Genomic DNA, 20,977 nt, shown 5'->3' on the forward strand with positions numbered 1-20,977 from the left:
ACAAGTCACAGGTTTTTCTTCATTTAAATAGAGCTCGTTTTTAATTGATGAACTAGTTTTTGTTCATAACTGTGGATAATATCTTCATAACTTTCAATCTTGTAATCTAACCGTTTAATCGTTTCTTCGATTTCCTTTTGTTTGTCTACGAGTCTTTCTCTCTCATTGACCAAAATACGCTTCCTTGAGGACAATGTACGATCCTCTCCCTCGATAAATAAAGCCGTATATTCTCTAAGAGCATCAATTGACAGACCCGCATTTCTCATACATTTAATAAATTCTATCCACTGAATATCTTCTTCTGTATAATCACGAACACCATTTTCATCACGCCTGATCGGTCTAATTAAACCTATATTCTCATAATACCTGAGCGTAGCAGTAGATAAATCGAGCTGCTTGGCGGCTTGTGCTATTTTCATTGTTTTCACCCTTCTCTTCTTTCTCTTACTTGACGATCTCCCTTTTCCCATCATCTCTATTTTTATCGAGAAGACAAGATACTTTTGGCTCAAATCTTGATTCAAGGTTGATGCTAAAGCCTGAATTCAAGCGATCAGAAGGTTCTATGTTGACTTAAAGTTCACTTTAAGACGTACAGTATAGAGGAAGGACCGAATCTTACTTTTGAAAGGATGATCCAGAATGTGTCAGACGCACCAATCAAATGTTTTAAGTGTTTCCCATGCAAAAGCAAACTTTGAACGGACAACCATTGAACGAAGAGCACTTCGTCCACATGATATTTTAATTGATATTCAGTTTAGCGGGATCTGTCATTCAGATATCCACAGTGCCTTTGATGAATGGGGCGGCGGTATTTTCCCAATGGTTCCGGGTCATGAGATTACTGGAGTTGTTTCAGCTGTTGGGGATGCTGTCACGAAATTCAACATTGGTGATCGTGTAGGCGTCGGTTGTTTTGTCGATTCTTGCGGTACATGTGAATATTGCCAAAATGGAGATGAACAATATTGCAAAAAAGGAGTCGTTCAAACTTATAATAACCTGGATTATGATGGAGAACCAACTTACGGCGGCTACAGTCAGAAAATTGTTGTGACAGAACGATTTGTTGTCAATATTCCTGACCAGCTTTCCCTCGATGTCGCCAGCCCCCTTCTTTGTGCCGGCATCACAACGTATTCTCCGTTAAAACACTGGAAGGCTGGGCCTGGAAAGAAAGTGGCGATTGTCGGAATGGGCGGTCTAGGTCATGTCGCCATTCAATTTGCACGCGCACTTGGCGCAGAAGTGACTGTATTAAGCCGCTCTATAAATAAAAAAGAAGAGGCGCTGTCATTTGGTGCAAAAGACTATTTTGCTACAAGTGACTCTGATACGTTTAAGACACTAGCCGGTCAATATGATCTCATTCTCAATACCGTCTCTGCCAATATCAACGTGGATGCCTATTTGTCCTTACTTCGTGTTGATGGAACATTAGTAAACGTCGGTGCACCACCAAAGCCAGACAACTTCCATGTGTTTTCATTAATTACGGGACGTCGCAGCATCGCCGGCTCACTCGTTGGCGGCATCCAAGAAACACAAGAAATGCTCGATTTCGCAGCTGCTCACAAGATCGCACCACAAATTGAAGTGATCAACGCAAACCAAGTCGATGAAGCATATGAACGTGTGCTCAATAGTGATGTGCGTTATCGGTTTGTGATTGATATTTCAACATTATGATCGGATTCTATTTGGAAAGACCAGCTCAATGTCTGGTCTTTTTTTAATGATGGATATTCTGTTTTTCTTGTAGCAAGGATTCTTGAGGATATGATCAAAAACCACCCGAAATTTTCATGAAAAAACCTCACTTTTTCAGAACCAAATTTATTGACAGAAAATAAATAAACATGTTATTATTAAAAATTTGATTATTTTACCTCTAAGTGTGATACCCTTAAAGTAGATACATGATATGGAGGCGGATGATATGTTTCAAATTGGTGATAACATTGTTTATCCAATGCACGGAGCAGGTATAATTGAAGCCATAGAAGAAAAAGAATTCTCTGATGAAAAACAACAGTATTATGTCATTAAAATGGCCGTTAGCCATATGAAAGTGATGATTCCTACAAGGAAGATGTCAAGGTCAAGAATAAGACCAGTTACAGATATACTTGCCTTAAAGAACATCATACACACTTTCCAAAATGGAACATCAGATAAGTTATTGCCATGGAAAGAGAGATATAAAATCAACACAGACAAAATAAAAACGGGCCACATACTAGAAGGCGCTGAAGTGGTACGTGATCTCATGCGAATGAAGAAAGAAAAAAAACTGAATGCAAGCGAAAAGAAAATGCTTGACGATGCTCATGGTTATTTGCTTAGTGAGCTAGAAGTCATCAAAGGAATCACTGAAAAACAAATCAAGAGTTTCTGCTAATATTGTCTACCTGCTTCCCCATTTTTTGAATACATTTTCTCTACGAACAAATCCCCCTATCTTCGACCAGTAAAGAAAAAGAAATTATTTAGGGAAATTCCGCATTTTGTAAATCTAATATGATATACTGTTACTAACCTTTGAAGCATGAAATTTTTTACGAATACCTTGCACCATCTCCCTACTTGTACGCTAAGTAGGGTTTTTTCATGCAAAAAAACAGGCCCTCTGTAGAGAACCTGTTTTGAAAAAGGAAGATTAAGCAGTTTTTTGAACGTTAGCAGCTTGAGCTCCACGAGAACCTTGCTCTACGTCAAATGTTACTTTTTGACCTTCGTCTAAAGATTTGAATCCGTCACCTTGGATAGCTGAGAAATGTACGAATACATCGTCGCCTTCTTCACGTTCGATAAATCCAAAACCTTTTTCTGCGTTAAACCATTTTACTGTACCTTGTTCCATGATTGTTGCCTCCTCGTGCGTTTACCACACAATGTATTATACTATCCTTGCCCAAAGTACCCTCAAGACGAAAAGTCAATCTTCATACTATCCTTTACGCCGAACAAAAATAATTACTTTTTATTATAGCATGAATCGGAAATAATTGCAATTTGTTGATTTAAAAGCATATCACACATGATATAGTGACTCAAATAAGAGAGGTGGCTTGATGGTAAAAAGAATAATCTAGTTCCGTCTCACTCCAGTAAACTCTTATTGATAAATACTACACATTTTCCGGCTCAAGTCTATTTAACCAGTTATGTACTAATGAATGAAACACATCGGGTTGTTCAATCTGCAGGTTGTGACCAGCCATATCAAGCACTGCAAAAGTGGCCCTTGGATAGTCTTCGATCAGCCGCCACGCATCGTGATATCCGACGACATGGTCTTGACGTCCTGTGATAATGAGCGTAGGATACTGAAATTCAGAAGAAATATCGAAGGTAAAGCCATATCCATTTTGAAGAATGTTATTGATGAATTCATGATTTGTTTGTTTAGAAGGAAGGTAAATTTCATCGCGGAATCTTTCCCATTCCATCTTTCCTTGCACAACGGCCATGGAGCAAAATTCATCCGCCTCTTCTGAAGACAGTTGTGAAATCAAGTGACTGTCACTTTTCAGAACGGTCTTCTCTGGAACAACTCTTTTATCAAATTCGGGTATAGTCATTGGCGCTATCAGCAGCAACCCACGAATGTTTTCCCGGCGTGAATGAACGATACCTCTAGCTATATATCCTCCATATGAATAACCGCAAACAATAAACTGTTCATCAGGGATCAGCTCATCCAAAAGACGCAATACCGCTTCTAACATATCATCAGAGTTCTGAATAGATGGATGCGCCTCGGAACGTCCCATCCCCGGTAAGTCTATGTATATTCTCTTCCAACCGCTTTGTTTTTCAAATACCGGTTCCAATGCATGGAACATCACTTTATGGTCAAGTGTCCAACCATGCAATATCACGATCGGAAATCCTTCTCCAATGACTTTATGGTAAATTGACATGTATTTGCATCCCCTTTTCTAGCGCTTCCCTAGTAATCTCAAGATTTTTTGTTGTTTTTCTTCATCATAGCTTAAAGTGAATAAAATCTTTGTTAGGAACTATGCTATGATTCCCCAACGAACTTCTCACGTATATGGATTTTACTATGACTTTGATTTTTCTAATTGGGTTTCACCCCATAAAAGAAGTTGTTCAAATATAGGGATCAGCTCTAGCCCTGCCCCAGTCAATGAATATTCTACTCTTGATGGAACTTCATTATACTGAACTCGTTGAACAATTCCGTTTTCAATCAGGTCCTTTAATGATTGATTGAGCATTGTTCCTGTAATTCCATACACTTTACGCTTTAACTCATTATATCGAATCTCATTGTAACTACATAGTACAGCTAAGATTTTTAAATTCCATTTTCCCGCTAATATATTTAATGCATAACTCGCTGGAGCTATCGCTTTATTCAGCTCACTTTCAGTCATATTTTATCCACCCCTTAGTCAGTTTTTCCTTCCTTAAGCAGTTTATATTGCGTACTTGTTAAATCAATTCCATTTATTATAATCAAATATGTAAACCGTGTCATCCATGTATTAGAGAGCCAAATTGATTATAAAAACCCTTCAAGTCATTACTTTTTAAGGAGATGGAGTGAGTAAATGAAAAATGAAAAGATGCGCGCTGCACAATACACTAATTATGGATCACCGAATGTTCTTTTTGAAGATTTTATATCAAGACCAGTTATAGAATCTGGAGAAGTACTCATTCGTGTACATGGGTCGAGTGTAAACTCTATGGATACACTGTTTCGATCAGGTAAGTTAAAACGATTAACGGGTAATCAATTCCCTAAAGGGACAGGAGCAGATTTTTCTGGAGAGGTTGTTGAAGTAGGGTCGAACGTAAAAAGTTATCAATTAGGTGATAATGTGTGGGGGGTTCTCCCTATTAATTTAAGGAACCAAATTGGTAGTGCTGCTGAATATGTAGCTATATCACCTGTGAAAATATCTAAAACTCCTATAAAGATTGATCTCATATCTTAAAAAGTTTGATGTAGTTATGGACACAGTAGGAACTGACCTTAAACATTATAGGCGCTTGCTTGCAAAGAACGGTAGAATGGTTACTATTGGATTTCCTAGTTTTTCGTCCTTCATATATATATATTAACTTCAACTATTTTCGGTTCTCGTAGAGTTCGCACATTCAGCGCAAACCCCAAAAATGAAATTTTAAAAGAATTAGCATCTTATGTAGATTCCAACAAGGTCAGACCAGTTGTTGATAGCATTTATCTTTTATCTGATGTTGCCAAAGCTCATCATTCCTTAGAAACTGGAGGTGGACGAGGAAAACGTATCATAAATTTACTTGATAACAAATAAACCATCAAATGACATGACATTATTTAATTTTTCTGTTGCAAAAGGTGCATGCTTGGTAGCCATTTCAAATCTTCCAGCTCTTCTAAAGTATTCAGCTGCTTCTAATGCAAAGTCTTCAATATCACTATACATTTTCCTACTTTTTAAGAACCTAAAACATCGGTATAACAAATGCTTATCTTCTTTTAAATACAGACCTTGAAGAATATGAAATTTCGAAATATACTCGACATCCATAAAATTAAAATATTTTACATTTTATGATGAATTTGTAACAAAATCAAACTTAGGGGAAGTATAATATTTTAACACAGATCATATCATGCTCTTACTCGAGGAATATAATATTATACAAATTTTTCTCTCCAAAATAAGAACATTGAAAATAAAACAAAAAAACCAAAGGTCTACCACCTTTGGTTTCTTAGATGCGGCCGAGAGGACTTGAACCTCCACGGGTTATTCACCCACTAGGCCCTCAACCTAGCGCGTCTGCCATTCCGCCACGACCGCGTGTATGATGTGCTCATATATTCATAAGTGCACTGTTTGAAAAAACAATGCGGGTGAAGGGACTTGAACCCCCACGTCATAAAGACACTAGATCCTAAGTCTAGCGCGTCTGCCAATTCCGCCACACCCGCGTGACAATGGTGAGCCATGAAGGACTCGAACCTTCGACCCTCTGATTAAAAGTCAGATGCTCTACCAACTGAGCTAATGGCTCATCTGCTATGCAGAAAAACATATATAAAAAATGGCTGGGCTAGCTGGATTCGAACCAACGCATGACGGAGTCAAAGTCCGTTGCCTTACCGCTTGGCTATAGCCCAACGAATCAACATAAAAAGAAAACATGACCCGTACGGGATTCGAACCCGTGTTACCGCCGTGAAAGGGCGGTGTCTTAACCGCTTGACCAACGGGCCATATCATAATGGCGGAGAAGGAGGGATTTGAACCCTCGCGCCGCTCGCGCGACCTACACCCTTAGCAGGGGCGCCTCTTCAGCCACTTGAGTACTTCTCCATTATGGCTCCGCAGGTAGGACTCGAACCTACGACCGATCGGTTAACAGCCGATAGCTCTACCACTGAGCTACTGCGGAATAATAAGACATGTTTCATTATATCTATGCCAGAAAAATGTGTCAAGAATTTTTAAACGTTTCATTCCTGCTCCATTTGCGACGGCTTTTATAATTTAACATATACTAATATAACAGTCAAGCCTTTTCCCCTTCCTTTTTTAACTTCCCATGACAAATCCCGCAGACATATCGCGTGGTGTCAAATCGGCGCTTCCTCGTATAATGTCTTCCGCAACCTGTGCACACGTAATAATGAAGCGTCACCGCTCTTTTTTTCTTTTGAACGGTCTTCAGCGGGGTACAAAAGCGCGGGGCTCCTACTTGCTGCAAGAGTTCACGAAAATCCCTGTCCCGATGCTGATAGCCCTTTCCTTCAAGGTGCAGGTGATAATGACATAGTTCATGCTTAATGATACCGATCAATTCGTCTCTGCCATGCTCCTCAAGATATCGGCGATTTAGCTCAATATTGTGTGTTCCAAGTAAATATCGCCCGCCTGTCGTTTTAAGACGGTCATTAAAAACAGCCTGATGGCGAAACGCCTTACCAAAGAACTGCTCTGAAATGTCTTCTGTTAACTGCTGTAACTCTCTTTCGTTCAATCAAGATCGTTCCTTTCTATAAAAACCTCGAACGGGACAATTTCCCCTTTGCATACATTGAAGGTACACCCACTGTTTTGATCAAAGGAGGAATGGGCGATGCCCAACTGGCTGAAAAATCAGATGCAGAAAGCATTTTATGAGAAAAATCATTATAAAATCAAATTGCTCAATCAATGCTGGTACTTCTATAGAAAAAAACATTCAGTCACATCAAGGCACACCCCATCCTAAGGTGCGCCTCGTTTTTTGTTTACTCTGGTTTTAGCATCGATAGAGCTACCCGGCCTTTTGCCTTGTCAACGGAGTCTACCCATACAGTCACAATATCACCAACTGATACAACGTCAAGCGGATGCTTCACAAAGCGGTTGCTTAGCTTTGAAATATGGACAAGCCCGTCCTGCTTGACACCAATATCAACGAATGCGCCGAAGTCTACGACGTTTCTCACCGTTCCTTGCAGCTCCATCCCTTGCTTCAAGTCCTCTAATTTCAATACATCTGTTTTGAGTAGCGGCTTTGGTACTTCATCGCGCGGATCACGCTCAGGTCTTGTGAGCTGATCAATGATATCTTGAAGAGTGATTGAACCAATTTCAAGCTGTTCTGCTGCTTCGTCCAGCTTCACCCCTGCAATTTTCTCTTTTAACTGTTCTGTACCAAGATCGTCTGGCGTCATCTTAATCATGCGTAAGAACTGTTTTGTTTCTTTATAGCTTTCAGGGTGAATACCCGTGCGATCAAGTGGATCTTGTCCATCTGTGATGCGCAGGAAGCCGATACACTGCTCATAAGTCTTTGCACCAAGCCTTGGGATATCCTTCAGCTCTTTTCTGCTTGTGAATCTGCCAATCTCTTCGCGGCGCTTGACGATGTTCCCTGCGACGGCTTTTGAAAGACCTGACACATATTGCAGCAGTGCCTGTGAAGCTGTATTAACGTTCACACCGACTTGGTTGACGACCGTCTCCACCACGAAGGTTAAGGAGCTGTTTAATTGCTTTTGGCTCACGTCATGTTGGTATTGGCCTACTCCGACAGACTTCGGATCAATTTTCACGAGCTCTGCTAATGGATCTTGTAATCTTCGAGCAATGGATATAGCGCTTCGTTCTTCCACTTGCAAGTCTGGAAACTCTTCTCTTGCCAGCGCAGATGCAGAGTATACACTTGCCCCTGCTTCATTCACGATCAAATATGAAACTGGCTGGTCCAACTCTTGGATCAAGTCTGCGATGAATTGTTCGGTCTCTCTTGAGGCTGTTCCGTTTCCGATCGCAATGACTTCAATGTTGGATGATTGAATGATTTCTTTCACTTTTTGTTTGGCTTCCGCTTTTTTCTGCACAGGCGGGTGCGGATAAATGACGCCAATATGATGGACTTTTCCTGTATCATCCACGACGGCTAATTTACAGCCTGTACGAAATGCAGGGTCCACCCCAAGTACACGTTTTCCTTTCATCGGCGGTTGAAGAAGGAGCTTTCTTAAGTTTTCAGCGAAAATATGAATGGCTTGTTCCTCTGCTTTTTCTGTCAGCTCTTTTCGTATTTCCCGTTCAATTGAAGGCTGAATCAAGCGCTTGTATGCATCATCAATGGCCGCTTCAATGTAAGGCCTCGCCGTCGTTTGCTTGCCTTTTAAGACTTGTTTATCGAGGTAGAAACGAATATTTTCAGCAGGTGGCTCGATGGCTGCTTTCAAAATCCCTTCTTTCTCGCCTCGGTTGACCGCAAGTACACGATGAGGCACAATTTTTTTAATCGGCTCTTGATAGTCGTAATACATTTCATAGACGTTTTTCTCGTCGTTTTCAACGTCTTTTCCTGATGTGACAAGACTTCCCTTTTGGTACGTCTCACTGCGAATCCATTTCCGCATATCAGGATCATCCGCAAGCTGTTCAGCAATGATGTGCTGGGCGCCCTCCAGTGCTTCTTCTGCTGTTGTGACTTCTTTTTCTTCATTAATAAAAGCCGATGCTTTCTTTTCGATCTCATCGTTTGGCAGCTTCAGTAAATACTCCGCAAGCGGCTCAAGTCCTTTTGCTTTGGCTACATTTGCCTTTGTTTTACGCTTTTGTTTAAATGGACGATATAAATCTTCGACCTCTTGCAACTTATGCGCTTGCTCGATCTTCTGTTTTAATTCATCAGTTAATTTGTCTTGTTCAGCGATTAAGCGAATCACTTCTTCTTTTCGATTCGTCACATTTTGGATATATGTATAGCGTTCAGAAATGGTTTGAATTTGCACCTCGTCTAGCGAGCCTGTCTGTTCTTTTCGGTAACGTGCAATAAACGGGACGGTGTTACCATCCTCTAATAGCTGGATCACACTTCCAATTTGTTTTGTTGAAAGCTTTAACTCTGTCGCAATTTGTTTCAATAAAAAGTCAGATGTCTTCATACTTTGCATCCTCTCACTGTGTCTTCTCTTTTAGTGTATCAAAAAAACTGGCAAAACAGAAAAAAGGTCAGCTATTTCATGTAAGCTGACCAAGTACATAGGTGAGATCGTCCTTCTTGTCTTGTGTGTATGTTTCAAGTTGTTTGGCGATGTCTGCAACTGAATGGCTATGCTTTAAACACATTCGCATGTTTGGCACATTCAGTCCGTCGGAATACATAATGAATGTCGATCCTTTTTCGTAGGAATAGGTGTATGTTTTGTATTTTCTAGGTTTACCTGATAGATATCCTGATGTCGGAAGTGGATAAATATAGTCGCCAGAAGGTGCATTCAAGATAAATCGGATATTGCCAACCGAACAATAGGTAAACTGCTGCTGGGAAAAATTCACCTTTAATATGGCTACAGTGGCCCCGCGTTTATTTTTCATGGCCTGATTGCATCTATCGATGAGGGTTGTTACATCCTCATGTCCATATTCTTCGACAATTTCGCTGACTAAAGAAGATGATTCATTGGCGAACTGGCCGCTGCCTAATCCGTCTGCGACAGCACAAATTAGTTCTTCATCATCTGCTTTAATAAAAAAACTGTCCCCGCAGCATGATTTTCCTTCTTTGTTCGATTGATAGATAATGGCGTTTACATGCTCATGCTGTTCGATCTGCTTCATTACCCTAGCTCCATAGACGCATCTTCTGACAATGCATCTCGTAGCTTTTTAACTGCCTTCCGCTGCAGCCTTGATACATGCATTTGAGATATGCCGAGTAAATCGCCTGTTTCTTTCTGGCTTTTATTTTGCAAATACGTGAGATTGATAATTTCTTTTTCTCTATCTGTCAGAACGTGAAGCACACTTTCAAGCATCATTTTTTGGTTTACACGTTCGTACCCTTCTTCTTGTGAGCCGACAACGTCTAAAATCGTCACAGTGCTTCCTTCAGAATCAGCCTCTACGCCTTGGTCAACAGACAGCGCTTGATAGCTTTTGCCCATCTCCATTGTTTCAAGAACTTCTTCTTCTGTTACATCTAGATATTCTGCAATTTCTTGTACTTTAGGTGACTTTTGCGTTTCCGTTGTCAGGTGATCAACTGCCATCTTGATTCTTGGTCCAAGCTCTTTAATTCGTCTTGGTACATGGACACTCCATGTTTTATCACGTAAAAAGCGTTTGATTTCCCCGATAATGGTTGGAATGGCAAATGCCTCAAATGACTTACCGACAAGTGGATCATAACGCTTAATTGCGCCGAGTAGACCAATCATTCCAACTTGTCTTAAATCCTCATGAAAGCTTTTTCCTTTGGAGTATTTCTTCGCGAGCATATCCACAAGATTTGTATAACACTCAACTAGTGTCAGCTGCGCCTGCTCGTCTTGGTTGGATTGATAGCTTTGAATGAGGCGATCCACTTCATCTTTAGTTAGTTTCATAGTTTTGGATGGTTGTGTCATGGTCAACTCGCTCCCTGTTTAAAAACTTTGTCATCGCCACGGTAACTCCGGAGTTTGCTTGCACCTCGACTTCATCCATCAATGTTTGCATTAAGTATAAACCAAGACCTCCTTCTGCCAATTGATCCACCGTATGAGCAGATGTGTACGGCCCTAGGTCTTCCTGCTTTTGCTTAAAGTCAAAGCTACCGCCTTTATCAGCGACAATGATTTCTAGACGATCTTCATAGACAAGAAAGCGAACCGCTACCTCTCCATCTTCGCCATCTGCACCTTTATAGGCATGCTGAACTGCATTTGTACATGCCTCACTGACGGCAATTTTCAAGTCCTCAATCTCTTCGTAGGCATAGCCCATCCGGCTTGCAACGCCTGAAAGAGTCAGACGAATGATGCCTACGTATTCTGGTTTCGCCGGTATTTTCATCTCGATTAGATCTACTGATTCGTTCATTGTACCCCACCCTCTGACTTTGCAGAAATGTCAATGATGTCCTTTAGTCCAGTGATTTCAAACAATCTGATAAGCCGATCCGACAAGTTCTCAAGCTTTAGTGTTCCACCTGCTTTTTGAGCTGCTTTAAACAACCCAACAAATACACCTAATCCTGTACTATCCATATACGTAACATCCTTCAAACAGATCTCTAGATGCTCTCCCGCCTCGGCTTTAGGCATGAGTGTTTCTCTTAGCTGAGGAGCAGAGTACACATCGATTTCTCCGCTGACACTAATTTTCGTCTTATGATCAATTTGATGCTCTTTTACAGACATATTCATTATGCATTCACCTCGAAATTCTTGTTTCCTAAAGTTTTATATACCCGCATATTCACTTTCTAAACCTTTCTTTTAAGGACAAGTAAAGTAAAGTCATCGTGAAGCTGAAAATCTTGTAATTTGAGTAAGCTTGCATAGATAGCGTCGACCATTTCCTGCGCTGAATAGGAAAGATGCTCTGCTATGAGCGCTTTGATATCTTCGCGCTCTAAGAAGCCGTCCTCTGACTTGGATTCGGTGACCCCATCTGAAAATAAGATCACCATATCTCCTACGTCCAAATGCTGCTCATACTCCCTGTAATCAAAGTCTGGTGCGATTCCAAGGACAAGACCTTTTGCATCTAAATCGTAAAAATGATTCTCTTTTTTGCAATAGAAAAAGCCCGGCTCATGTCCAGCCGATGCGTACTTAAATTCATGTGTTTCTTTATTATAGCTGCCATAAAACATGGTGATAAACATGCTTGGGTCTACGTTTTGCTCGACCACACGATTAAGGGTTTTGAGCACTTTCGTTGGGCCGCTGCCTGACTCTGGCAAGGAATCCATCGCATACTTAATCATCGACATACAGAGCGCAGCTGGAATGCCTTTCCCAATCACATCTGCAATCGCGATATTGATTGTATCGTGATCTGTTACGAAATGGTAATAATCCCCACTCATCTGTTTTGCCGGCACACTGATGGCTCCGATATCAAATGTGTCTCCTTCTGGAATTTTCGTTTCCAGAAGGGTTTGCTGAACATTTGCAGCAATTTCAATTTCCGACTTAATTTCTTGCTGGATGCCTCTTAGTGTTAAATGCTCCTGGTAGGCAAGTCCGTATCCAATCATGACTTCAATTAAGAAGTCCAGTGAATGAAAGACATCTTCCGGCAAATCAGGGTAAAGCTCCTGAATCACTTTTCGGTGAACACTCACTATTTCTTCAGGAGGTATTTGATGCTCAATGGTTTTACGGCTAAATTTTTGAGCTTGATAAAGCGATGTTTCAGTTAAATCACTGATATAACGACTGAGCAGCTGATGATACCGCTGCTCCATTACCTCCTTAAAATCCATGGTTTCCCTCCTAGCGAAGCCACTTGACAGCTTGTATCTCCGTTCCTTGTTCTGGTGCGGAATCTAATTTAAATTCATCCATCAGTCTTCTGACGCCCGGCAAGCCTGCTCCGAGTCCGCCTGATGTAGAAAATCCGTCTTCCATTACTTTGCGTATATCCATGATGCCAGGCCCCTCATCGGCTGCGATGACTTTGAGTCCACGCTTTCCGCGCTCCATCACTTCTTCTATACAAATCTGACCTTTACCAGCGTATAAATAGATGTTACGAGCTAATTCTGAAATGGCCGTCGTAATTCTTGCTTGGTCAACTGTTCCAAAACCAAGTTCTTTTGCAACATTGCGCCCCAATTGTCTTGCTGCGACTATGTCCCATTCCGTCAATATTTTTACACAGGATTGGTCTTTCATATCTATTCCCCCAATTCCCGCTTCAGTGTCTCAAGCCCTTGTTCAAGATCTAGTGCTGTCTGAATTTCTTCCAGTGAAATGCCAAGTTCAATAAGCGTCACAGCGACTGCCGGTTGTATTCCTGTTAATACAACTTTTGCCCCCATGAGCTTGGACATGGTGATCACATCACCTAATACCTTGGCGATAAATGAATCAATCATATCGACGGATGTTAAGTCAATGACCACACCGTTTGCTCCTGTTTCATGAATTTTATTCAGTAAGTCTTCTTGAAAGTGAAGAGCTGTTTGATCATCAAGCTCCCACTGTATTGAAATCAGAAGACAATTATATAATTTTAAGATTGGAATCTTCGGGTGATTTCTCAATTGGTTATCCCTCCAATGAAACAATTTTTCGATTTGTCATTTCCAAAGCAGTTTGAATTCCTTTTTGAAGGGTATTCTTTGTTGTAACCTGAGATAAATCAATTCCAAGGTTAACGATCGTTTGGGCTATTTCTGGGCGAATACCGACAAGTAAACACTTCGCTCCTACTAATCTCACAGCCTCTGACGCTTGAATGATATGGTGGGCCACCATTGTGTCCACGACAGGTACACCCGTGATATCAATCAAGACGACCTGTGAGCGATGTTTGACGACACCATTAAGCAGGTTCTCCATAATTTTTTTCGCACGATCTGTATCAATTGTTCCAACAAGTGGCATGACGGTGATGTGCTCAAATACAGGGATTAGCGGGGCAGACAGTTCCTGCAGCGCAATTTTTTGAAGGCTGACGGTTTTTTCCCATGAGATGGAATACTGGTTTAAGATCTCATTATGGATGGGTGTAATGAATCGATCGATTTGCCAGATGAGGTCATGACTTTCTTGTGTTGTATCTTTGTCATCGTTCATTTTTTCATATAAATGTGTACGGATTTCTGTTAGACCGTTTGCCAGTAACTTAAGTGATATACCCATTTGAACAATTTTTAAAGCAAAATTTTGCACTTTTTCTTCAAAATCCTCATGATCCCCCTCTGAAAGAGATGTAATGATGAGTTGAACATATTCCGAACAGATGGTTTCATACATTTTGTCGTTCAGCATCATGTCCGTTTCTTTTTCTCCGAGTCGTTTTAAAATGTCCGTCCACTCTTTTTCTAATTCCTTTTGGTGCTTTCTTGCAAAAGCTAACACGATATGATTCGACATGTTTTACCCCCTACTTACATTTAAAGCTCTTCTTTAGTCTTTCTTCATTATAACGTTAAAAAAAATTGAACACAAAAAAAGTTGCTCCCAGTAGAGCAACCAAGTATCACCATATTAAAAATCAATAAGAGCCAAACTAACTTGTAAGGCTTCATCAACCTTCTCCATCATCTCATCATCAAGATGTGTGATTTTATCTGTCAATCTTTGTTTATCGATTGTACGAATTTGTTCCAAAAGAATGACAGAATCTCGTTCAAAGCCGTAGCGCTTTGCATTAATTTCGACGTGAGTCGGTAATTTCGCTTTTTGTATTTGGGCTGTTATGGCTGCAACGATAGCAGTCGGGCTGAAGCGATTTCCAATGTCATTTTGAATCACCAATACCGGGCGAACCCCGCCCTGCTCGGAGCCAACAACAGGAGATAAATCAGCAAAGTAAACATCACCGCGTTTAACAATCAAATGTTTAACCCCCGCTGACTAATCGCTCAACTGTATTCTCAGCCTCAAATTCTGCGTATTGTGCCTCTGAAGAGATATTCAGATTAATTTTCGCCATCTCCATGTAGCCGCGTCTCATCGATTCACGATTTTGTCGAATATTACGTTCACGAATATACGTTTTTGTCGCTCGGTAGATCAATTCATTTCTTGTTACCTTATCCTGCTCTGCTACTCGTTCGATCTCAGACATTAAAGCCTCCGGCAGTCGAATCTTCATTTCGTTTGTTGCGCTGGATTCAGACAAAAAACATACACCTCCACAAAACTTACGGATACCGTTTCGATCCATTCCAAGACTAATCATACCATTATTCAATGCACAAGCAAAGCTGTTTTTTCATGATTTCTTATTAGAACATGAAGCGGCTCGCCACCCGTAAATCAAGATGATAATGGAGTTCCTCTTTCCCATTATACGCTTTTTTCCGAAAATCATACGGTATTTCCAAAATCTCTAAAAAAGGGAGAATGTTTATGATGCCTTTGTAGAATAAAAGAGAACGATGTCAGTTTGAACATCGTTCCCGTGGATGCTGTTTATAAAAAGCTTGGACCGCCTTGAAGCAGCGGATTTCGTACACGAACCCTTTCGCCGTCCTCTATATAGACTCTTGGGACGCGGTAACCAACAGAACATGTGACTTCGTAGTTAATGGTTTCAAGCCGCTTGGCTATTTCATCGACAGATATCCTGTCTTCGCCTTGTGTGCCGATGAGCACGACTGGCTCCCCTGCCGGAATGTCCTTTTTCAAATCAACCATGAATTGATCCATGCACACCCTTCCAGCAATTTTTCGGCGTTTTCCGCCAACGAGCACTTCTGTTCCGGCAAGCTTCCTGATCCAGCCGTCTGCATACCCGATTGGAATCGTACCAATCCATGTATCTTGATTCGCTGTATAAGTTGCACCATAGCTCACGCTCTCACCCTTTTGAATGGGCTTTACATGTGCAAGTTTTGTATGAAGAGATAATGCTTCTTCCAGTTGAAACGGCAATTCATCCTTGATTTCTTCCGACGGCGACAGCCCGTACATACTGATGCCAAAACGAACCATATTAAATAAAGTGTCTTTAAACCTTAGACCTGCTGCACTGTTGGCGCAATGAATGAGCAGTTTGTCCGTATGAAGCGGTTGAAGCAATGTTTTAAACGTATCAACCTGCATACCGAAGTAGTTTTCATCTTTTTCATCCGCTGTGGCAAAGTGAGTAAATACGCCTTCCAGCTGTAAAAAAGAATGATCGTGGACAAGCTCTTTTACTTCGCTCACCTGCTCGATTGTTTTCACACCTAACCGATTCATGCCGCTGTCGATTTTCAAGTGGAAACGAATGGGTTGTCCCATCTGCCCTTTCATCACTTTGACGACTTCTCTCAGCCAATCGATCGAGTAAGCGGTCATGATAACGTTGTATCTAACGGCGACTTTGACATACTCTGACGGTACTGCGCCGAGCACAAGAATCGGGGCTTTGATGCCTTTATTTCTTAAAGAAATGGCTTCATCTAAAAAAGCGACGGCTAACAGGTCTGCTCCTGCTTCGAGGGCAGCTCTTGCCACTTCTATATCTCCATGTCCATATGCATTGGCTTTCACAACAGCCATTAGTTGGACGCTTTGACCAATATGGTCTTTCATATGTGAAACATTATGCTTGATTGCTGTTAAATCAATTTCTGCCCATGTGTCTCTATAAAAGGCATTTGTGTCCATTCATCACACTTCCCTATTGAATGATTCAATACTTCATTATGATACTAAAAATCCAGAATAATGTGAAACAACTCAAAGAAAATCAGCCCCTGCACAGGGCTGATTTGTTGTTATGTTAAGAATCTCGCCTATTTCGCTGACTGTCCTTCTACACTTTTGGCGACCATTAAGAGTTCTTCTTTCGATAAATCACTTGAAGAAATTAAGTAGTCAACTCCATCAGATGTCCAAGAAAGAGATTTGTCTGTCAGAACACCCACTGTCATGCCAAGATCGACTGGCTCGCCATTCATCGTCACAGGCGTAGACGCTTCTGCTACCCGCGCTTTTTCCTGAATGAGCGTGAAGGATTTCTTTCCGCCATACGTCATCACATACCGCTTTCCAGCATCTGTTGTCATTTCTTTCTCTTCCATTTTCTTCACGCCCTCTGGCATATCCACAGGCGTTTTCACAGCAAAGCTGTCAGATGGATCTGCGCTTGTGGCAACATCCATTTGAGAAAGTGTCATATTTTTCTTCTCATCAAAGGCGTCTTTGTCAAAGGATTTGTTGAATTCAAAGTGAGAGAATTCTACTTTCACCATTGGCTTTTTATCGCTATCCAGTACTTTCACACTAGCAGGCGCCATTGTTTTTTTATGAAAGGTAATCTCTTGGGTCGGCAGCATTTGGTTGTGCTGATAGTTGGTTTTTGTTTCAAAAACGTACTTCGACTCTTTTGCTTTGAACTGAGCTGCACTGTCATTTTTAATGTCTTTCACAAGTGATTCAAATAAATACACCTGACTGCTGTTGTTCGGCCAATCACTATGGAAGCGGAAGCTTTTGTTTAATGAAGGTGTCAGCACAAATACACCATTGCCATTTCTTAAAATGACTTGACTCTGATCCTTCTTCGGATTTTCTAAATAGACACGGTAAAGCTCCGGCTTCTTGTACCAAATTTCCACATGGTATTCCTGCGGATCATTTCCTGTCTCAATGGTCATTTTTGCTTTGGCTTTGTATGATGTCATTTCCTCTGCCTTTTTGTTTAAATCTCCAACGATATCTTGTTGAGATTTTTGACCGCATGCGGAGAGAATCAATACAAAAAGGATCCCCGTTACAAGCAAAACAAAGCTTTTTCTCACCCTTTTCAACCCCTTCGTTAATTGTGTTAAAAGGAAGAAACCGCTTGTTTGACTTTAACAGTACGCCTCAAGAGTTAACTGCGTACCGCGAACCATCAAAGCCTGTTAGCAACTCGCCCTTCCTTATCGCACTACCCAATATATGAAGGGGGGACAAACAATATGCAGACTAGCTTGACAACCTTTCAATTAAAACTTGTGCTGCAGCATATTCTTTTGTGTGTGTAATGGATACATGAACGTAGTCTTCTTTTGTTTTCTCACTTTTGATGAGGGGTTTTCCGTTCGCATCTTTTTGTATCTCGATGTCGTGAAAGCTTATATACTGACCAATTCCCGTACCGTATGCTTTTGCGAATGCTTCTTTCGCCGCAAAACGCCCTGCCAGAAACTCCAGCTGTCTCTTTTCACTTAGTGTGTGAAAGACTTCCTGTTCACGTAAAGTCAAAATTCGTTCTGGTAAACGGGGCTGCCTGCTAAGAACTCGTGACAGCCGGCCGATCTCTACAATATCCATACCGATTCCTTTAATCATGAGGTACCTCCTATGATACTCGTACTAATTTGGATGTTCGCTTCATAAACGTGTTACTATAAACTTACCATTATCTAGTCAAAAGGGGTTTGTTATGTTTATTCGAACGGAGAGCTTTCAACAATTTATTAGATCGTATCCAATCGTAACAGCGATCCTTGCTTTGCAAATCGGCCTATGGCTTTTATTTGCGATCCCTATTCCAATGATCCAGCTTGGGCAGGACCATCTCGTTGGTTTTAATTATGGTGTTGCAGCAGGAGAATGGTGGCGGCTTTTAACGCCTATTTTTCTTCACGGAAGTCTAACACATATTCTGTTCAATTCCATGTCGCTCTTCCTATTCGCTCCAGCACTTGAGTATTTGCTTGGAAAGGTTCGATTTCTTGTGATTTATCTGGGTGCTGGATTCATTGGCAATCTCGGAACCTATTGGGTGGAGCCTTTAGAGTACGTACATGTCGGGGCTTCTGGTGCGATATTTGGTTTATTTGGCGTCTATCTTTATCTTGTCCTATTTAAACCGCATATGATGGACCGTGGTAATTCTCAGGTGATCTTAACGATTCTCGGCGTCTCTGTTATTATGACGTTCGTCAACTCGAACATCAACATCATGGCCCACTTATTTGGATTGATAGGCGGCATGATCCTAGCACCGATCACTCTATTCTTCCATTCAAAAAAACGACGCTATTAAGCTCATAAAAAATGTCGATCACTCCGTTTAACGGGAGCTGATCGACATTTTTTGTTTAAGTTGATTGATTCGTTTCATAGGAATACCAATCGCATACACGTTCAGCATCTTCCTCTTCAAGGTGATGCACACCAAAGGAATCAAGCAAGGCAGAGGACTTCACAAAGGTGTGAATACTTGCCACCCGCCCTTTCTTTTGAAAATAGGATTGGGTCATCGTATAGTTTTGCATTCGTTTTCTTAAAACAATTCCGGTGGTCTTGCCGATACCTCTTGTCGTTAATTGAATTAGTTGATCTTTGATCACATATCCTGATTGTTTATAGGCTAAATACCCAAAGAACAAGGCAAATGGTAATGGAATCAGCGCCAAATACCCCCATGGTGGAAAACGTACAGAAAGGATTATACCTACAAGTAATGGAACAAATCCGTAAGATATCAGATAACGTTTCAGTGAACGCTTCGGCACTTTTTTCAAATCACTTTCTGGTGCCAGCTGATATTGATCTGTAAATTGCGTTAACAATTCATTGATTTTTTTCTTCCGTATGAGTGGAAATAAGACAGAAGAGGTCTCTTTTTCTGTAATGGAACCTCCTGCGCTGACAAGCATGACCGTCGCAAAACCAAATGGTTCACGCAGAATATTTTCTTTGATTTTCACTGCTTGAATTCTCGCAAGCGGAATGGTCATTTGATGCCTTTCGATGAGTCCTCTTGTGATGATGATGTCTTTCCCTTTTCGTTTTGCGGTAAAATTCGCATATTGAAGGGCTGTTACCCCAACACTAAGAATCCACGCAATCAATACGGCAATAAATATGAGAATCGCATAAATCTCAACACTCGCATGACTTAAAAAAGAAAACCGTTTGAGGAATCCGTCCAAAGGCAGAATTTCATCTATTTGTGTGTAAATGGCGAGACATCCAGAAATAATGACGCCGATTCCGCTTGAAGTGGTCGCAGCCAAAAGCAGCTCTGGTATACCCATTCGGTAGGAAACACTGATTTCTTTTTCTACAGGCTGTTGCGCTGTCAGAGGATCAGGGAGATCTAAATTTTCATCAATCATTTCTTCTTGTTGCAAGCTTTTCTTCCGGTTGAAAATCGATTGCTTTAGTTGCTCAGCTTCTGCTTTTGTAATGGCCGTCAGGCTCACTTCAGGTCCATCCGTCCCGCCTGCCGTTTCGATTTGCACCCGAACCAAACCGAAAATCCGCTGGAAGATGCCTTCACTTGTATTCACCGTTTGAATTCGTTCTAACGAGATATACTTTTTCTTTTTGGTGATGACACCTGATTCTACTCGAAATTCATCGTCTTCCATTCGGTAGGTGAATCGTCTCCATGCTAAAACGGTTGAAACAGCTTTCCATAAAAGAAGCACCCCAAGAATAATGAACGCATAAAAACGAATACTTGAATTCGAGTTAACAAAAATAAGCACGAAAAAAGGGATAATGAAGTTTTTGATCATGGATACGGCATCTGATATAAAATCAATGAACATCGAGATTGGATGTACACGTTTTGGTTCAGACATCATCTTCCGTCACCCTTGCTAATCGAGATATGTAATCGCGAAGCTCATCTGCCTCTTCTAATTCCAGTGCCGGAATATCATGCACTGTCGCAGCCGTAGAAATTTGAACAGATGCCAACCGGTAGCGCCTTAAAAGCGGCCCTTGAGATGTATCCACATGCTGAACACGTACCATTGGCACAATGACACGTGTGACACGAATCAATCCGTGCTGTATTTCAATTTCGTTCTCAAATACTTCATAGCGCCAGATGTGATGGCGGATTTTCGGTATGAGCCAGATTCCGAAGATGACCTGTAAAATCCACAAACCGATGAGGATGGCTCCAATCCAATATGGCCATTGAAAATAATAACTAGCTACAAATACCCCAATGATGATGAATAAGAAAATCAATGAGATAATTCCATTTTGAAGACGCCATACTTTTAATCCATTTAAGCTGATTTGACGTTGCGGCTGTTTTCTCAC

The 20,977-nt window shown here is 41.1% G+C and carries 28 protein-coding genes and 7 tRNA genes; 6 read left to right on the plus strand and 29 right to left on the minus strand.

Annotation, left to right across the window (positions count from 1 at the left end; translation table 11 throughout):
* Positions 1-23 precede the first annotated feature (23 nt).
* The gene (locus tag KVT11_RS17705) at positions 24-425 is read right to left on the minus strand and encodes a MerR family transcriptional regulator (protein ID WP_017366673.1); all 402 of its coding nucleotides are present in this window, start codon (positions 423-425) and stop codon (positions 24-26) included.
* A gap of 223 nt (positions 426-648) precedes the next feature.
* On the opposite strand from KVT11_RS17705, the gene KVT11_RS17710 reads away from it, so the two are divergent.
* The gene (locus tag KVT11_RS17710) at positions 649-1,698 is read left to right on the plus strand and encodes an NAD(P)-dependent alcohol dehydrogenase (RefSeq protein WP_116307473.1); all 1,050 of its coding nucleotides are present in this window, start codon (positions 649-651) and stop codon (positions 1,696-1,698) included.
* Positions 1,699-1,948: 250 nt separating this feature from the next.
* The gene (locus KVT11_RS17715; RefSeq protein ID WP_048001242.1) at positions 1,949-2,410 is read left to right on the plus strand and encodes a CarD family transcriptional regulator; all 462 of its coding nucleotides are present in this window, start codon (positions 1,949-1,951) and stop codon (positions 2,408-2,410) included.
* 258 nt (positions 2,411-2,668) lie between these two features.
* Here KVT11_RS17715 and KVT11_RS17720 read toward each other — a convergent pair whose 3' ends face one another.
* From KVT11_RS17720 to KVT11_RS17730, 3 genes are all read right to left on the minus strand, one after another.
* A complete protein-coding gene (locus KVT11_RS17720) occupies positions 2,669-2,872 on the minus strand; it encodes a cold-shock protein (RefSeq protein WP_003214229.1) in 204 nt (67 codons plus the stop codon).
* A 268-nt stretch (positions 2,873-3,140) separates the two neighbouring features.
* Complete coding sequence (locus KVT11_RS17725) at positions 3,141-3,935, minus strand: alpha/beta fold hydrolase (RefSeq protein WP_116307471.1); 795 nt, start codon at positions 3,933-3,935, stop codon at positions 3,141-3,143.
* Positions 3,936-4,079: 144 nt separating this feature from the next.
* Positions 4,080-4,415 (minus strand): winged helix-turn-helix transcriptional regulator, encoded by a 336-nt coding sequence (locus KVT11_RS17730; protein ID WP_116307468.1) that lies wholly within the window; start codon positions 4,413-4,415, stop codon positions 4,080-4,082.
* A gap of 177 nt (positions 4,416-4,592) precedes the next feature.
* Here KVT11_RS17730 and KVT11_RS21125 point away from each other — a divergent pair, with 177 nt between their 5' ends.
* Both KVT11_RS21125 and KVT11_RS21130 read left to right on the plus strand, forming a co-directional pair.
* A complete protein-coding gene (locus KVT11_RS21125) occupies positions 4,593-4,982 on the plus strand; it encodes an alcohol dehydrogenase catalytic domain-containing protein (RefSeq protein ID WP_223255661.1) in 390 nt (129 codons plus the stop codon).
* A gap of 135 nt (positions 4,983-5,117) precedes the next feature.
* A complete protein-coding gene (locus tag KVT11_RS21130; protein WP_223255669.1) occupies positions 5,118-5,324 on the plus strand; it encodes a zinc-binding dehydrogenase in 207 nt (68 codons plus the stop codon).
* Here the strand turns inward: KVT11_RS21130 and KVT11_RS17740 are convergent.
* From KVT11_RS17740 to KVT11_RS17780, 9 genes are all read right to left on the minus strand, one after another.
* Positions 5,307-5,456, minus strand: coding sequence for a hypothetical protein (locus KVT11_RS17740; protein WP_189337200.1), 150 nt, complete (start codon positions 5,454-5,456; stop codon positions 5,307-5,309). The genes KVT11_RS21130 and KVT11_RS17740 overlap by 18 nt on opposite strands.
* Positions 5,457-5,753: 297 nt before the next feature.
* Positions 5,754-5,837: transfer RNA gene (locus KVT11_RS17745), tRNA-Leu, on the minus strand.
* Between the two features lie 48 nt (positions 5,838-5,885).
* Positions 5,886-5,968, minus strand: a tRNA-Leu gene (locus tag KVT11_RS17750).
* 7 nt (positions 5,969-5,975) lie between these two features.
* Positions 5,976-6,051: transfer RNA gene (locus tag KVT11_RS17755), tRNA-Lys, on the minus strand.
* Positions 6,052-6,082: 31 nt separating this feature from the next.
* Positions 6,083-6,157, minus strand: a tRNA-Gln gene (locus KVT11_RS17760).
* A 24-nt stretch (positions 6,158-6,181) separates the two neighbouring features.
* A tRNA-Glu gene (locus KVT11_RS17765) sits at positions 6,182-6,253 on the minus strand.
* 9 nt (positions 6,254-6,262) lie between these two features.
* Positions 6,263-6,353 (minus strand) — tRNA-Ser (locus KVT11_RS17770).
* A gap of 4 nt (positions 6,354-6,357) precedes the next feature.
* Positions 6,358-6,432 (minus strand) — tRNA-Asn (locus KVT11_RS17775).
* A gap of 117 nt (positions 6,433-6,549) precedes the next feature.
* Positions 6,550-7,017 carry a SprT family protein gene (locus KVT11_RS17780; protein ID WP_046527094.1) on the minus strand — a complete coding sequence of 156 codons (468 nt, stop codon included), beginning with the start codon at positions 7,015-7,017 and terminating at the stop codon, positions 6,550-6,552.
* Positions 7,018-7,116: 99 nt separating this feature from the next.
* Here KVT11_RS17780 and cmpA point away from each other — a divergent pair, with 99 nt between their 5' ends.
* A complete protein-coding gene (gene cmpA / locus KVT11_RS17785) occupies positions 7,117-7,251 on the plus strand; it encodes a cortex morphogenetic protein CmpA (protein ID WP_116307466.1) in 135 nt (44 codons plus the stop codon).
* A 19-nt stretch (positions 7,252-7,270) separates the two neighbouring features.
* Here cmpA and KVT11_RS17790 read toward each other — a convergent pair whose 3' ends face one another.
* The 14 genes from KVT11_RS17790 to acpS form a co-directional block, all read right to left on the minus strand.
* The gene (locus KVT11_RS17790) at positions 7,271-9,430 is read right to left on the minus strand and encodes a Tex family protein (protein WP_116307463.1); all 2,160 of its coding nucleotides are present in this window, start codon (positions 9,428-9,430) and stop codon (positions 7,271-7,273) included.
* A gap of 76 nt (positions 9,431-9,506) precedes the next feature.
* Complete coding sequence (locus KVT11_RS17795) at positions 9,507-10,106, minus strand: PP2C family serine/threonine-protein phosphatase (protein WP_008346897.1); 600 nt, start codon at positions 10,104-10,106, stop codon at positions 9,507-9,509.
* Positions 10,106-10,894 (minus strand): RNA polymerase sigma factor SigB, encoded by a 789-nt coding sequence (sigB, locus tag KVT11_RS17800; protein WP_012009000.1) that lies wholly within the window; start codon positions 10,892-10,894, stop codon positions 10,106-10,108. Before sigB ends, KVT11_RS17795 begins: the two co-directional genes overlap by 1 nt.
* Positions 10,860-11,348: an anti-sigma B factor RsbW gene (gene rsbW / locus KVT11_RS17805; protein ID WP_007496471.1), complete on the minus strand. Its 489-nt coding sequence runs from the start codon at positions 11,346-11,348 to the stop codon at positions 10,860-10,862. Before rsbW ends, sigB begins: the two co-directional genes overlap by 35 nt.
* The gene (locus KVT11_RS17810) at positions 11,345-11,674 is read right to left on the minus strand and encodes an anti-sigma factor antagonist (protein WP_007496474.1); all 330 of its coding nucleotides are present in this window, start codon (positions 11,672-11,674) and stop codon (positions 11,345-11,347) included. The genes rsbW and KVT11_RS17810 overlap by 4 nt, the downstream gene beginning before the upstream one ends.
* A 59-nt stretch (positions 11,675-11,733) precedes the next feature.
* Positions 11,734-12,741, minus strand: coding sequence for a PP2C family protein-serine/threonine phosphatase (locus KVT11_RS17815; RefSeq protein ID WP_048002360.1), 1,008 nt, complete (start codon positions 12,739-12,741; stop codon positions 11,734-11,736).
* Positions 12,742-12,751: 10 nt separating this feature from the next.
* Complete coding sequence (locus KVT11_RS17820) at positions 12,752-13,153, minus strand: anti-sigma regulatory factor (RefSeq protein WP_003214085.1); 402 nt, start codon at positions 13,151-13,153, stop codon at positions 12,752-12,754.
* A gap of 2 nt (positions 13,154-13,155) precedes the next feature.
* Positions 13,156-13,524 (minus strand): RsbT antagonist protein RsbS, encoded by a 369-nt coding sequence (gene rsbS / locus KVT11_RS17825; protein WP_003214235.1) that lies wholly within the window; start codon positions 13,522-13,524, stop codon positions 13,156-13,158.
* A gap of 4 nt (positions 13,525-13,528) precedes the next feature.
* Positions 13,529-14,359 (minus strand): RsbT co-antagonist protein RsbRA, encoded by an 831-nt coding sequence (locus tag KVT11_RS17830; RefSeq protein ID WP_007496484.1) that lies wholly within the window; start codon positions 14,357-14,359, stop codon positions 13,529-13,531.
* A gap of 114 nt (positions 14,360-14,473) precedes the next feature.
* Entirely contained in the window at positions 14,474-14,824 is a 351-nt protein-coding gene (gene ndoA / locus KVT11_RS17835; protein WP_003214169.1) for a type II toxin-antitoxin system endoribonuclease NdoA, read from the minus strand.
* Positions 14,825-14,828: 4 nt separating this feature from the next.
* Positions 14,829-15,110: a hypothetical protein gene (locus tag KVT11_RS17840; RefSeq protein ID WP_003214273.1), complete on the minus strand. Its 282-nt coding sequence runs from the start codon at positions 15,108-15,110 to the stop codon at positions 14,829-14,831.
* Positions 15,111-15,403: 293 nt separating this feature from the next.
* Positions 15,404-16,585, minus strand: coding sequence for an alanine racemase (alr, locus tag KVT11_RS17845; protein WP_035704220.1), 1,182 nt, complete (start codon positions 16,583-16,585; stop codon positions 15,404-15,406).
* Positions 16,586-16,713: 128 nt separating this feature from the next.
* The gene (locus tag KVT11_RS17850; RefSeq protein WP_007496489.1) at positions 16,714-17,730 is read right to left on the minus strand and encodes an outer membrane lipoprotein-sorting protein; all 1,017 of its coding nucleotides are present in this window, start codon (positions 17,728-17,730) and stop codon (positions 16,714-16,716) included.
* Between the two features lie 160 nt (positions 17,731-17,890).
* Positions 17,891-18,256, minus strand: coding sequence for a holo-ACP synthase (acpS, locus tag KVT11_RS17855; RefSeq protein ID WP_017358398.1), 366 nt, complete (start codon positions 18,254-18,256; stop codon positions 17,891-17,893).
* A 94-nt stretch (positions 18,257-18,350) separates the two neighbouring features.
* Between acpS and KVT11_RS17860 the strand changes: the two genes are divergently transcribed.
* Positions 18,351-18,956: a rhomboid family intramembrane serine protease gene (locus KVT11_RS17860; protein ID WP_007496491.1), complete on the plus strand. Its 606-nt coding sequence runs from the start codon at positions 18,351-18,353 to the stop codon at positions 18,954-18,956.
* A 55-nt stretch (positions 18,957-19,011) separates the two neighbouring features.
* On the opposite strand, the gene KVT11_RS17865 is transcribed toward KVT11_RS17860, so the two are convergent.
* Together KVT11_RS17865 and KVT11_RS17870 are read right to left on the minus strand one after the other, a co-directional pair.
* A complete protein-coding gene (locus KVT11_RS17865) occupies positions 19,012-20,508 on the minus strand; it encodes a PH domain-containing protein (RefSeq protein WP_217609104.1) in 1,497 nt (498 codons plus the stop codon).
* Positions 20,498-20,977, minus strand: a complete 480-nt coding sequence (locus KVT11_RS17870) for a PH domain-containing protein (protein ID WP_008346922.1) — start codon at positions 20,975-20,977, stop codon at positions 20,498-20,500. Before KVT11_RS17870 ends, KVT11_RS17865 begins: the two co-directional genes overlap by 11 nt.

It is taken from the genome of Bacillus sp. GbtcB10 (assembly GCF_019091365.1).
GTDB classification, from domain to species: Bacteria; Bacillota; Bacilli; order Bacillales; family Bacillaceae; genus Bacillus; species Bacillus altitudinis.

Coding starts and splice junctions, on each gene's coding strand:
- sigB (WP_012009000.1), bottom strand. CDS start 10,894: ATGACACAACCATCCAAAACTATGAAACTAACTAAAGATGAAGTGGAT.
- KVT11_RS17830 (WP_007496484.1), bottom strand. CDS start 14,359: ATGTCGAATCATATCGTGTTAGCTTTTGCAAGAAAGCACCAAAAGGAA.
- KVT11_RS17820 (WP_003214085.1), bottom strand. CDS start 13,153: ATGAAAGACCAATCCTGTGTAAAAATATTGACGGAATGGGACATAGTC.
- KVT11_RS17810 (WP_007496474.1), bottom strand. CDS start 11,674: ATGAATATGTCTGTAAAAGAGCATCAAATTGATCATAAGACGAAAATT.
- cmpA (WP_116307466.1), top strand. CDS start 7,117: ATGCCCAACTGGCTGAAAAATCAGATGCAGAAAGCATTTTATGAGAAA.
- KVT11_RS17725 (WP_116307471.1), bottom strand. CDS start 3,935: ATGTCAATTTACCATAAAGTCATTGGAGAAGGATTTCCGATCGTGATA.
- KVT11_RS17790 (WP_116307463.1), bottom strand. CDS start 9,430: ATGAAGACATCTGACTTTTTATTGAAACAAATTGCGACAGAGTTAAAG.
- acpS (WP_017358398.1), bottom strand. CDS start 18,256: ATGATTAAAGGAATCGGTATGGATATTGTAGAGATCGGCCGGCTGTCA.
- rsbW (WP_007496471.1), bottom strand. CDS start 11,348: ATGAACGAATCAGTAGATCTAATCGAGATGAAAATACCGGCGAAACCA.
- KVT11_RS17740 (WP_189337200.1), bottom strand. CDS start 5,456: ATGTATAGTGATATTGAAGACTTTGCATTAGAAGCAGCTGAATACTTT.
- KVT11_RS17705 (WP_017366673.1), bottom strand. CDS start 425: ATGAAAATAGCACAAGCCGCCAAGCAGCTCGATTTATCTACTGCTACG.
- KVT11_RS17865 (WP_217609104.1), bottom strand. CDS start 20,508: ATGATGTCTGAACCAAAACGTGTACATCCAATCTCGATGTTCATTGAT.
- KVT11_RS17795 (WP_008346897.1), bottom strand. CDS start 10,106: ATGAAGCAGATCGAACAGCATGAGCATGTAAACGCCATTATCTATCAA.
- KVT11_RS17715 (WP_048001242.1), top strand. CDS start 1,949: ATGTTTCAAATTGGTGATAACATTGTTTATCCAATGCACGGAGCAGGT.
- KVT11_RS21125 (WP_223255661.1), top strand. CDS start 4,593: ATGAAAAATGAAAAGATGCGCGCTGCACAATACACTAATTATGGATCA.
- KVT11_RS17730 (WP_116307468.1), bottom strand. CDS start 4,415: ATGACTGAAAGTGAGCTGAATAAAGCGATAGCTCCAGCGAGTTATGCA.
- KVT11_RS17710 (WP_116307473.1), top strand. CDS start 649: ATGTGTCAGACGCACCAATCAAATGTTTTAAGTGTTTCCCATGCAAAA.
- alr (WP_035704220.1), bottom strand. CDS start 16,585: ATGGACACAAATGCCTTTTATAGAGACACATGGGCAGAAATTGATTTA.
- KVT11_RS17860 (WP_007496491.1), top strand. CDS start 18,351: ATGTTTATTCGAACGGAGAGCTTTCAACAATTTATTAGATCGTATCCA.
- KVT11_RS17720 (WP_003214229.1), bottom strand. CDS start 2,872: ATGGAACAAGGTACAGTAAAATGGTTTAACGCAGAAAAAGGTTTTGGA.
- KVT11_RS17815 (WP_048002360.1), bottom strand. CDS start 12,741: ATGGATTTTAAGGAGGTAATGGAGCAGCGGTATCATCAGCTGCTCAGT.